Genomic DNA, 12,448 nt, shown 5'->3' with positions numbered 1-12,448 from the left:
CTTACTTACCGATACAAAATTGACCAAATATGGTATCCAACAGATCCTCCACACCTACAGCACCAGTTAGTCTACCCAAACTCTGCATAGCTAACCGCAATTCTTCACCACGCAATTCAGCCCATTCCATTTCTTGAGCTTTTTGCAAATGTTGAACACATTCTGTTATACCTAATCGATGTCTTACCCGTGTTAAAGGGGGTGGCCCCTGACGGGATATTAATTCTCTGGTTTTCTGAACCAATAAACTTTTGAATTTATCCATCCCCTCACCCGATTTGACGCTGATTAACACGGTTTTATCTGACTGACTTAATAATGTTTCACGTGAAACATTTAAATCAATTTTTGTTCGAACCAATAGATCACAAGATAATTCAGGGCAATCATTTTTATCCGCAGCATCCATCAAACACATTACATAATCTGCATTTTGAGCGATCTTGTAGGCTCGCTTTATCCCCTCTTTTTCAATTTCATCTTCTGTTTCACGTAACCCTGCGGTATCCACCAAGGTTACAGGAACATCACCCAATACTACCCTGACCTCAATAACATCTCGTGTTGTTCCAGCCTGTTCGGTCACAATCGCCGCATCACGGTCAGCCAAATAATTCAATAAACTAGATTTTCCAGCATTTGGTGGCCCCACAATTGCAAAGGTCAGTCCTTTTCTCAAACGTTCCCCTCGTCCTTGATCATTCAGATGGTCAATCATTTCAGAATGCAAATCAACGATTATCCTCTTCACATTCTCCTCAATCTCTTGCGGCAAATCCTCATCCGGGAAATCAATTAATGCCTCTTGAAATGCCAACACTTCGCGCAATTGTTTTGCCCAACCATGATAAAGGTCACTTAATCCACCTTCCGTTTGTTCCAAAGCCTGTTTTCTTTGCGCCTGCGTTTCCGCCTCAACAAGATCGGCAATACCTTCCGCCTGTAATAAATCAATTCGGCCATTCAAAAACGCTCGCTTGGTGAATTCACCTGCCTGGGCAGGAATGGCACCATAAGAAACCAATACCTCCGCAACAGCATCAACCACAGCAGAACCTGCATGCAAGTGCAGTTCTGCACTATCTTCACCCGTATAACTATTAGGGCCCGGGAACCACAGCAGCAAAGCCTCATCCAGTAATTCTTTCTGACCCTCCTGAATTTTCCATAATTTACGAACCGACGCCAAACGTGGTTGCGGCACTTGATGACACATTCTGTGTAAAATAGAATAAGTTAAAGGCCCACTCAAACGCATGATCGCAACAGCACCCCTGCCCATTGCAGTTGCCAAGGCAAAAATTGTCGTATTTGAATTTAATGAAATATTTTCCATACAATATTAACTTATCTACTTAAGATATATATTTTTTATATGGTCGTAACATAAAAAAATCTTTTAATACATACGAAAAGATAAATTCATTCATATAAAATCAATTTTCTTCAAATCAATAAACTAAATATTACTACACATATCATTGTACGCTATCTATAATAATTGTAATTATGCAACTAAATTGAAGGGATATAATATGCGTGACCTAACAAATAATGAAATTAACAATGTATCAGGTGCCGCTTCATTTACCGCAATTGGTTCGTTAATTGGTTCTCGAATTGGTAATGGACTAAATCAGCTGAGTAAAAATATCTCTGGAAAAGAGCCAGAGAAATCATACATAACAGGTGCAATAAATATAGGTTATGGAATCGGTGAATTTCTGGATAATCTTAATAATCGATCTGTTTGGGAGGATGCATGGAATAACACTCAAACAGGTATCACTCAACTTATTAATGCAGCCGTGACGAATAGTCTTAATGATCTGAAGATTTTACTTCCCGCTTAAATTTTAGAGACAATCCCCAATAGAATAAATTGATAAATAAAATAAATTATCTTAATTTTGTAAATTGCTACATTTACAGAAATAAATTTCAGATTTTTATAACACCATGGGTTTTATATCTTTTCATTCTCCAGTCGGTGATCTTAGTATCGCTGAAAATGATAATCTTATCGTCTCAATTGATTGGGGCTGGGGTAGTCTTGAAGAAAAAACACCCTTATTGGAGGAGGCAAAAAACCAGATTGCCGCGTATTTCAATGGTAAACTAAAAAAATTTGATTTACCCATTCTATCGCCTGGAACAGCCTATCAACAACAAGTCTGGGAATTTTTGCAAACTATTCCCTTTGGTACGACAAAATCCTATTCCGAACTCGCCAAAATAATAGGAGGAAGTGCCCGTTCCATTGGAAATGCAAACGCCGCAAATCCAATTCCCATTATCATTCCATGTCATCGTGTCATTGGTAAACGAACTTTAGGTGGATATTCTGGAGGGGAAGGGATTAAAACCAAAGAATATTTATTGAATATTGAAAAATTATTTAACACACCTTAATCAATATCTCTATAATTCAGGAAATAGAATAAATACATAGGATTTATTCTATTTCCTAATGTTCAATACTTTTTACGATCAAGTATTCATAGCATCAAAAAAATCTTGATTGTTTTTGCTGTATTTCAACTTATCAAGCAAGAAATCCATTGCATCCATCGTTCCCATTGGCGCCAAGATACGACGAAGCACCCAAATTTTTGACAAGCTCGAACGATCCACCAATAGCTCCTCCTTACGGGTACCGCTTTTAGTAATATCAATCGCAGGAAAGGTTCGTTTATCAGCAAGCTTACGATCAAGAACAAGTTCAGCGTTACCGGTTCCCTTAAATTCCTCAAAAATAACCTCATCCATACGACTACCCGTATCGATCAGTGCCGTTGCGATAATGGTTAAGGAACCACCCTCTTCAACATTACGCGCCGCACCAAAGAAACGTTTTGGACGTTGCAACGCATTGGCATCCACACCGCCAGTCAGAACTTTACCTGATGAAGGAACAACAGTATTGTAAGCCCGAGCCAATCGCGTAATGGAATCAAGCAAAATCACAACATCGCGTTTATGTTCAACCAGTCTTTTTGCTTTCTCCAAAACCATTTCCGTAACCTGAACATGACGATGCGCAGGTTCGTCAAAGGTTGAGGAAACAACCTCACCTTTGACTGAACGAATCATATCCGTAACCTCTTCCGGACGTTCATCAATCAGAAGAACAATTAAGACAACCTCGGGATGATTGGTTGAAATTGCTGTTGCTATATTCTGCAACATCACGGTTTTACCCGTTCTCGGCGGGGCAACGATAAGCGCACGCTGCCCCTTACCAATGGGTGTTACCAAATCAATAACTCTGGGTGTAAAATCCTTATTTGGATTCTTGCTTTCCATTAATGATGGAATTTCCATCTGTAACCGTTCATTTGGAAATAGGGGGGTCAAATCATCAAAATTGATACGATGACGAACCACTTCCGGATCCTGATAATTGATTGTATCAACTTTCAGCAAGGAAAAATAACGCTCCCCATCTTTTGGAGCGCGTATTTCACCAGAAACAGTATCCCCTGTCCGCAAACTAAAACGGCGTAACTGTGCGGGAGAAACATAAATATCATCCGGTCCTGGCAGATAATTGGATTCAGAGGAACGTAAATATCCAAAACCATCTGGTAGAATTTCCAGAGTTCCCTCTCCATAAATAGCTTGATTGTTCTCAGCAAGCTTTTTAAGGATGGCAAACATCATATCTTGTTTACGGAGTGAGGACGCGTTTTCAATCTGCAAACTTTCTGCATAATTGAGCAGTTCTGCTGGAGATTGCGCCTTGAGTTCGGCAAGTTGCATAGATGGAGGCTCTATATAATAGAAAATTAAATCATATAAATAAGGAAAGGAAATATGGCGATCAAATACTTAAACATTTACCAAATTGTATATTGATCCTTTATTCATACATTTCAAAACAAAAACGTAAAAATAAAATACACATTTCATACGAAGGAAATTTTGATATATATATATATCAAATATAAGATTGGATTTATAGATAAAAAGATCAAAAACGTCAAGAACTTTAATTTTTAAATAAAATTGAAAAATAACTATTTTTTTTTCAAAAAGCCATTTAAGTTACAATTCCATTTATTTGCTGTAAAATCCAGAATCATTTAAACTCAACCAAACGATAATTTTGTTAATTTTTTATTTCAATCAAGTTTTTAGGAGAGAAACGTGGGGTCCCAAACTGGTTCATCCTTTAATAGTTTAAGACAGGGTCCTGATGAACATGGACATTTTGGAAAATATGGGGGAATGTTTATTGCCGAAACACTTATCCCTTTAATCCTTGATTTGCAAAAAGCTTATCAATCCATTCAGAAAGATCCTGGATTCCAAAATGAATTGACCTACTATTTAAAAAACTATGTTGGAAGACCCAGCCCATTATGGTTTGCAAAACAATTAACAAACATTGCCAATGGTGCAAAAATCTATCTGAAACGTGAGGATCTCAACCATACGGGGGCCCATAAAATTAATAATGTCATGGGTCAAATCTTGCTGGCCAGACGCATGGGCAAAACACGCATAATCGCTGAAACCGGAGCTGGCCAACATGGTGTTGCAACAGCCACAGTCTGTGCACTATTTAATATGGAATGTGTAATCTATATGGGCAAGGTTGACATTGAACGTCAGAAACCAAATGTTTTCCGCATGGAACTGTTGGGCGCAAAAATCATTCCTGTCACCGCTGGCAATGCCACATTAAAAGACGCCATCAATGAGGGGTTAAGAGACTGGGTAACAAATGTTCATAACAGCTATTATCTTATGGGTACAGCTGCCGGACCTCATCCTTATCCCATGATGGTCAGAGATTTTCAATGCATTATTGGCAATGAAGCCAAAAAACAGATTTTGGAAGCGGAAGGGAAGTTACCCAATAAAATTATTGCTGCAATAGGCGGCGGATCAAATGCAATTGGTATTTTTCACCCTTTTCTGGATGATCCTACCGTATCCCTAATTGGTGTTGAAGCGGGAGGAAAGGGGCTGGATAGTGGAAAAACCGCAGCCTCTATTGAACGGGGATCATCAGGGGTATTGCATGGTAACCGTACGTATCTGTTACAAGATGATGATGGTCAAATTACTGAACCTTACAGTATCAGTGCCGGACTGGATTATCCCGGAGTGGGTCCTGAACATTCCTGGTTACATGATCTGAAACGAGTGGAATATGTTGCCATCAATGATGATGAAGCAGTTGACGCATTTCAGAAATGCACAACCAAAGAGGGAATCATCCCGGCCCTAGAAAGCTCTCACGCTCTTGCTCATGCATTGAAAATTGCTCCTGCCATGAAGTCAGAAGATATCATCATTGTCAATCTATCGGGTCGAGGCGATAAGGATATTGATAATATCGCAAATTATTTAGGAGTAAAATTATGAGCCGTATTGCCGCCTGTTTCAAAACTGTTAGACAAAAAAAACGTGGAGCTTTTATTCCTTATATAGAATCTGGTGACCCTGATTACCAAACCGCCTTAAATATTCTAAAGGTCATGCCACATGCAGGCGCGGATCTGATTGAAATTGGCATCCCCTTTAGTGATCCCATGGCAGATGGTCCAACAGTTCAGGCAGCTGCCAACCGTTCGTTAAAAGCTGGAACCAATATGCATAAAACATTGCAGATGGTTCGGGATTTTCGTCAGGACAACCAAACAACCCCTATCATTTTAATGGGATATGTTAATCCAATCGAACATTATGGATACGAACGTTTTTGTCAGGATGCCGAACAGGCTGGTGTTGACGGTCTAATCATTGTTGATATGCCTCATGAGGAATTAGGCTGTATTCTACCATATGCGGGAAAACATCATCTTGATGTTATTCGACTGGTAACCCCGGTCACTCCCAAAAACCGTTTGGAAAAAATTCTTAAAGATGCCAGTGGTTTTATCTATTATGTCAGTATTACGGGAGTGACAGGCACCAAAACCGCGTCCCAGAAAGATCTGGAAAAAACCATTCCCATCATTCGTTCCGTTTCCGACCTCCCTATCGCAATCGGGTTTGGAATTTCAACAGCTGAACATGTTCAAAACGCTATAAAACATGCAGATGCTGCCGTTGTTGCCTCAGCTTTATTAAAAACACTGGAATCAACCTTAAATCAGGACTATCATTCTACTGATACAACCATTGAAAAAGTTATCCAGCATGTTGCGCTCCTGTCAGCGAATACCCTGTAAAACAGGTTTATAAATTAATCATCATCAATGAAAGATCAGTTATGAGTTGGCTTACGGAATATGTACGTCCCAGAATTCAAGGATTTTTAAAAAAAGATATACCTGATAATCTGTGGACCAATTGCGATGCCTGTGACCAAATGCTGTTAATCAAGGATTTACAAAAAAACATGAATATCTGTCCACATTGTGGACATCATATGCGTGCATCTGTGAAACAGCGTTTGGAATGGACTTTTGACCAGGATTCCTATACTTGCATAGAGCTCCCCAAAATGCCTGTAGACCCCTTAAATTTCAGGGATAAAAAACGTTATACCGATCGACTAAAGGAAAACCGAGCAAAATCACAACTTGAAGAATCAATTGCCGTCGCACATGGTACCATTCTGGAACAAAAAGCAGTGGTGGCCGTTATGGCCTTTGAATTTATGGCTGGCACAATGGGGGCCGCCTTTGGTGAGGGTTTCCTTGCGGCAACCCGTCTTGCCCTTTTACAACAATCTCCTTTAATCATATTTACCGCATCAGGGGGGGCCAGAATGCAAGAGGGAATGATTAGCCTTATGCAGATGCCCCGTACCGTCATCGCTGTAGAAATGCTGAAAGAGGCCAAAATTCCCTATATTGTCGTCTTTACCAATCCAACAACAGGCGGGGTGACTGCTTCCTTTGCAATGTTGGGGGATATCCACATCGCAGAACCCAATGCATTAATCGGATTTGCAGGTCCACGTGTTATTGAAAATACTGTTCATGAAAAATTGCCAGAAGGATTTCAACGCTCAGAATATCTTCTTGATCACGGCATGATTGACATGGTTGTTAAAAGAACAGATATGCGAGAAACGCTTGCCAATCTCATCAGCCTGTTATGTAACACAAATACACAAACATCCTAGCTTTTATGAATTCTCCTGTTTTAACCGAATTTACTGGACGCTCAGGTCAAATACTCGAGCGACTTAACAAACTATATCCCTCTTTGATTGATCTATCCCTCAATCGATTGAAACGGTTGCTAAACGATCTGGGAAATCCAGAGCGGCATCTTCCCCCAACAATTCATGTGGCCGGTACGAATGGAAAAGGCAGCACCTGTTCCTTTTTGCGTGCCATAGGCGAAAAAGCGGGATGGAATGTTCATGTTTCAACTTCACCCCACCTGATCAATGTCACAGAACGTTTTCGAATTTCAGGCCATCTGGTTGATGAAGCAGAATTATCAGATACCTTGTCCTACATTGAAAAAGTTAATAATCAACAACCCATCACAGTTTTTGAAGTTCTAACAGCCGCCACTTTTTGTCTATTCGCGAAATATCCAGCTGATCTGGCAATTATTGAAGTAGGATTGGGTGGGCGCTTTGATGCAACAAATGTCATATATCCCATTGCCAGCACCATCACCTCCATCTCAATGGATCATGAAACTTTTCTTGGCAACAGTCTTGTAAAAATTGCTAGGGAAAAGTCTGGAATCATCAAAAAATCCATACCTGTTATAACTTATAATCAATCCCCAGAAGTATTGAACGTTTTACAGAAAGAAGCTCAAACCAAGAATGCCCCACTATTTATCCAAGGAAAAAACTGGACTATTGAAAGACAAGGGGATCATCTTGTCTATAATGATTCCAAGGGAACGCTTCAATTACCTCTACCCAGTCTAATGGGATTTCATCAGGTTAATAATGCAAGTTTGGCGATTGCCACTTTACGTGCAACCCAACTTGCCGTGCCAGAATATGCATGGCAAGGTATTGCAGAGGCACAATGGCCGGCACGTTTGCAACGCTTACAAGGAACATTGACCAGGTATATCACTCCAGAAACAGAGTTGTGGCTGGATGGAGGACATAATGCCGATGCCGGGCAAATCCTTGCCCGATTTATAAAGTCTAAATGGCAGGACAGGCCCCTTCATCTCATTGTTGGCATGAAAAACAATAAAGATTCCAGTGCATTTCTTGCCCCTCTTATCCCGTTATGCACCTCTATACAGGCTGTAATTGAACCTGATCAACATATGGCCATGTCCATTGATAATATTATCCAGGCTTCTAAAAATCATGCCATTAGCGGTGGAACGATTAAGAATGCTTTAATTCATCTTCAACAAACAGAAAAAAAACCTTACAGAGTCCTTATTTGTGGAAGTCTTTATTTAGCAGGAAGTGTTTTACGTCAAGATGGATGGAAACCTGTTTAAGGTTTATTTATATAACTATTTATAATTAAACTTTTATTTTCTTTTAAAGATATGATTTTTACTTTTAGTACAACTATACTTTACCAGAAATAGCCCAAATAGGGCCATTTCTTGCTTGATATTTCATATCTCCTGAAACCATATTAAAAAAATAAAATTAAATAAATAAAATATTCTTTCAGGAGATTACTAATGAACACCCAGCCTACAACCTATGATCTTTTAATTGTTGGTGGTGGCGTCAATGGAACAGGTATTGCTCGCGATGCAGCAGGACGAGGATTAAAAGTTTTACTCGTTGAGAAAGATGATCTGGCAAGCCATACTTCTTCTGCAAGCACAAAACTAATTCATGGCGGATTGCGTTATCTTGAATATTATGAATTTCGCCTGGTTCGGGAGGCCTTACAGGAACGTGAACGTCTTCTTAACCTGGCCTCTCATATTATACGTCCTCTTGAATTTGTTCTTCCTCATCGAAATTCCATTCGACCAGCCTGGATGATTCGAATCGGATTATTTTTATATGATCACTTGGCAAGCCACCCAAAATTGCCTAACTCCAAATTAATCTCATTACAAACCTCTCCATATGGACAACCTTTACGAAATGACATCAAAAAGGGCTTCACCTATGCAGATTGCGCCGTTGATGATAGCCGCCTTGTTGTATTAAATGCAAAAGGGGCCTCTATGCTGGGTGCCGACATTCGTACTCAAACAAAATTTGTGGATGCCAAACGCTCAACAAATGAATGGAGTGCAACAATCCAAGATAATAAAACCCAGAAAAAAACAACCATAACAGCAAAAGTAATTGTGAACGCAGCCGGACCATGGGTTGCAGAACTTTTACAAGACAAACTGCATGTTCAAAGTAAAATGAATGTTCGGCTTGTCAAGGGCAGTCATATTGTTGTCAAAAAACTTTATGAAGGTCCTCAAGCCTATATTCTACAAAATGATGACAAACGGATTGTATTTGCCATTCCCTACCACGAAGAATTCACATTGATTGGCACAACAGATATTTCCTGGGATCAATCTCCAGATATTTTACCTGGGATTGATGAAAATGAAACCGAATATCTATGTAAATCGGTGAACGATTATTTCAATAAGAACATTGCTCCAAAAGATGTAATCTGGAATTATTCTGGCGTTCGTCCATTATATGACGATGCTTCCAGCAATGCTTCAGCAGTAACCAGAGATTATCACCTCGATTTGAATGAGGAAAACAGTCAGGCACCTTTACTCTCAATCTTTGGCGGGAAAATTACAACCTATCGCCGTCTTGCAGAACATAGCATGGAAAAACTAGCCAAGTTTTTCAAATATACCCGCCAAAATTGGACGGACAAAGAACCTTTGCCAGGTGGAAATATTACCGATGGCAATTTTGATTTATTTTATAAAGATTTTCGCAATACTGTTTCCTTCCTTGATGAAATCACTGCCAAACGCATTGCACACAGTTATGGAACAGATGCCATAAACATTATTCACAATGCCAAAAGCAAGACGGATATGGGTATTGATTTTGGCCATGGTCTGACACAGCATGAAGTTGATTACCTTGTCGAAAAGGAATGGGCCATGACTGTAGAAGACATTTTATGGAGAAGAACAAAACTGGGATTATATTTCACCCAAGAAGAGCAAGGAAAACTGGCTCAATATTTGCAAAAGTCTCAATAACCTCCCCCCAGAAAGTCAATAACATATGCAAAATACAAAAAATCTTATAGGAGAGCTCATTTCTGAAGCGATTGCAGTTACAATTATCATATTTATTGGTTGTTCAGCAGCAGCAATGCTTCTTATGTATGATCCAAGTCCTTATCAAAATGCCTATTGGGGTGTTGCGATTTCCTGGGGATTAAGTGTAACTTTCGCGATCTATGTTACTGGCAGCATAAGTGGCACCCATGCCAATCCTGCTGTAACACTAGCCCTTGCCTTATTCCGGAATTTTTCTTGGAAAAAAGTCCCCGCCTATATAATCGCCCAGGTTTTTGGCGGGATTTGCGGTGCAGTTCTTGTTTATTGCATGTATTATTCAGTTATTGACCATTATAATGTTGTCCATCACCTGACCCGCCCATTGGGTGGTGGGGCCGGTGTTTTTGTCACATCACCCGGATTAACAGTCACACCTATCCATGCTTTTTTTAACGAAATCCTTTTAACTGCATTTTTGGTTTTCAGTATTTTTGCCATTACTGATGAATACAATACCATTGCCCCACAAGCAAACAGTGGTGCACTGATTATCGGTTTTGTAGTTGCTGCTATTGGTGCATCGGCAGGATATCTTGAAGGATGGGCGATCAATCCCGCACGTGATCTTGGTCCTAGAATATTCATCTATTTGGCTGGCTGGGGACCTTCTGCCTTTCCTGGTTTACCTTCTTATTGGTGGGGTCCTATTTTCGGCCCACTCCTAGGCGGTGTCATGGGTGGAGGTGCCTATCAATTATTCATTAAACCCTTTTTATCTCGTACATCATAAACTAATTACAAAGCGGATATAATTTCCATGAATAAAGCTCATTATATTATTGCCCTTGACCAGGGCACAACATCTACACGTTCAATTATCTTCAACACACGGGGCCAAGAAATATCGCTCAGTCGACATGAATTTACCCAGCATTATCCTCAACTTGGATGGGTTGAACACAATCCGGAGGACATCTGGAGTGATACTGTATATACAATTAAAAACGCCATTGCCAAAGCTTCCCTTGAAGGTAAAACCAGTGAAATTGCCGCCATAGGCATTACCAACCAACGTGAAACAGTTGTTATCTGGAACCGTAAGACGGGCAAACCTGTCTACAACGCCATCGTATGGCAGGATCGACGGACAGCAAATTCATGCAGAGCTTTAAAGGAAGAAGGGCTGGAAAAAACAATCTATGAGAAAACAGGCTTACTTCTTGACCCCTACTTCTCCGCGACAAAAATTGCCTGGGTATTGGATAACATCCCAAATGTAAGAGCTGAAGCAGATCGAGGTGAACTGGCTTTTGGTACAATTGACAGTTTCCTTTTATGGCGTCTAACTGGAGGCAAAGTTCACGCAACCGATGCAACCAATGCCAGTCGAACCCTGCTGTTTAACATACAGACACAATCATGGGATCCAGAACTACTCAAAATTTTTAATATTCCCGCCTCTATTTTACCTGAGGTAAAAGATAACAGTACTTTGTTCGGTACAACAAACCCTGCCTTGTTTGGTAATTCAATTCCCATTATGGGAATGGCGGGGGATCAGCAAGCCGCATTAATCGGCCAAGCCTGTTTTGAACCTGGCATGGTTAAGGCAACCTATGGCACGGGATGCTTTATGCTGTTAAACACAGGGGACAAAATCGTAACCTCACAAAACCGCATGCTCACAACAACGGCCTATCGCCTAAATGGTAAACCAACCTATGCACTTGAAGGATCCATCTTTGTTGCTGGTGCTGCAATCAAATGGTTAAGGGATGGTATCGGAATCATCACCCATGCCTCACAAACCAATGATATGGCAACCAAGGTTAACGACAACCATGAAGTATATATGGTTCCAGCCTTTGTCGGATTGGGTGCCCCCCATTGGGAACCTGATGTCAAGGCAATCATTACTGGATTAACCTTCAATGCGACAGCTGCCCATATAGCCCGTGCCGCACTAGAATCCATTGCCTATCAGACCTATGATCTTGCCGAGGCAATGAAAAAGGACAGTCTTGAAGAAATTTCATCCATCCGTGTTGATGGCGGAATGTCAGCGAATGACTGGTATTGTCAATTCCTGGCCAGTATTATGAATACAACCGTCGAACGACCCGCTTATATTGAAACAACCGCAATGGGGGCTGCCTATCTTGCTGGTCTTGGGTGCGGTATATGGAACAATATCGAAGATATTACGACCAACTGGTCCGAAGGTACCACTTTCAAACCGGCAATGGAACAAGCAGAACGGGAAAGAAAACTCAAAGGTTGGCGACTAGCCTTTAAAAAAGCTTTACTGAAAGAATAATTTTTTCTT

General features: G+C 40.4%; 11 protein-coding genes. 9 read left to right on the top strand and 2 right to left on the bottom strand.

The window, feature by feature from the left end:
* Position 1: 1 nt before the first annotated feature.
* The gene (mnmE, locus tag H3R28_RS06435; protein WP_198210277.1) at positions 2-1,336 is read right to left on the bottom strand and encodes a tRNA uridine-5-carboxymethylaminomethyl(34) synthesis GTPase MnmE; all 1,335 of its coding nucleotides are present in this window, start codon (positions 1,334-1,336) and stop codon (positions 2-4) included.
* 199 nt (positions 1,337-1,535) lie between these two features.
* Here mnmE and H3R28_RS06430 point away from each other — a divergent pair, with 199 nt between their 5' ends.
* Positions 1,536-1,853, top strand: coding sequence for a hypothetical protein (locus H3R28_RS06430; RefSeq protein ID WP_198210276.1), 318 nt, complete (start codon positions 1,536-1,538; stop codon positions 1,851-1,853).
* Between the two features lie 106 nt (positions 1,854-1,959).
* Positions 1,960-2,412, top strand: coding sequence for a methylated-DNA--[protein]-cysteine S-methyltransferase (locus tag H3R28_RS06425; RefSeq protein ID WP_110439159.1), 453 nt, complete (start codon positions 1,960-1,962; stop codon positions 2,410-2,412).
* Between the two features lie 78 nt (positions 2,413-2,490).
* Here the strand turns inward: H3R28_RS06425 and rho are convergent, their stop codons facing one another.
* A complete protein-coding gene (gene rho / locus H3R28_RS06420) occupies positions 2,491-3,762 on the bottom strand; it encodes a transcription termination factor Rho (RefSeq protein ID WP_110439160.1) in 1,272 nt (423 codons plus the stop codon).
* A 387-nt stretch (positions 3,763-4,149) separates the two neighbouring features.
* Between rho and trpB the strand changes: the two genes are divergently transcribed.
* The 7 genes from trpB (at position 4,150) to glpK (ending at position 12,439) form a co-directional block, all read left to right on the top strand.
* On the top strand, positions 4,150-5,376 hold the full coding sequence (trpB, locus tag H3R28_RS06415) for a tryptophan synthase subunit beta (RefSeq protein WP_198210275.1): 1,227 nt from the start codon (positions 4,150-4,152) through the stop codon (positions 5,374-5,376).
* Positions 5,373-6,185, top strand: a complete 813-nt coding sequence (gene trpA / locus H3R28_RS06410; protein ID WP_198210274.1) for a tryptophan synthase subunit alpha — start codon at positions 5,373-5,375, stop codon at positions 6,183-6,185. Before trpB ends, trpA begins: the two co-directional genes overlap by 4 nt.
* Positions 6,186-6,226: 41 nt before the next feature.
* Positions 6,227-7,087, top strand: a complete 861-nt coding sequence (gene accD, locus H3R28_RS06405; protein WP_198185071.1) for an acetyl-CoA carboxylase, carboxyltransferase subunit beta — start codon at positions 6,227-6,229, stop codon at positions 7,085-7,087.
* Positions 7,088-7,092: 5 nt separating this feature from the next.
* Positions 7,093-8,397, top strand: coding sequence for a folylpolyglutamate synthase/dihydrofolate synthase family protein (locus H3R28_RS06400; RefSeq protein WP_198210273.1), 1,305 nt, complete (start codon positions 7,093-7,095; stop codon positions 8,395-8,397).
* 192 nt (positions 8,398-8,589) lie between these two features.
* A complete protein-coding gene (glpD, locus tag H3R28_RS06395; protein WP_122124166.1) occupies positions 8,590-10,098 on the top strand; it encodes a glycerol-3-phosphate dehydrogenase in 1,509 nt (502 codons plus the stop codon).
* A gap of 25 nt (positions 10,099-10,123) precedes the next feature.
* The gene (locus H3R28_RS06390; RefSeq protein ID WP_110439166.1) at positions 10,124-10,912 is read left to right on the top strand and encodes an MIP/aquaporin family protein; all 789 of its coding nucleotides are present in this window, start codon (positions 10,124-10,126) and stop codon (positions 10,910-10,912) included.
* 27 nt (positions 10,913-10,939) lie between these two features.
* Entirely contained in the window at positions 10,940-12,439 is a 1,500-nt protein-coding gene (gene glpK, locus H3R28_RS06385) for a glycerol kinase GlpK (protein ID WP_198210272.1), read from the top strand.
* The last annotated feature ends 9 nt before the right edge of the window (positions 12,440-12,448 follow it).

The organism is Commensalibacter sp. M0268 (assembly GCF_016101925.1).
GTDB classification, from domain to species: domain Bacteria; phylum Pseudomonadota; class Alphaproteobacteria; order Acetobacterales; family Acetobacteraceae; genus Commensalibacter; species Commensalibacter melissae.
The sequence above is the reverse complement of the archived record's forward strand: the minus strand, read 5'-3'. Positions and strand labels throughout refer to the sequence as shown.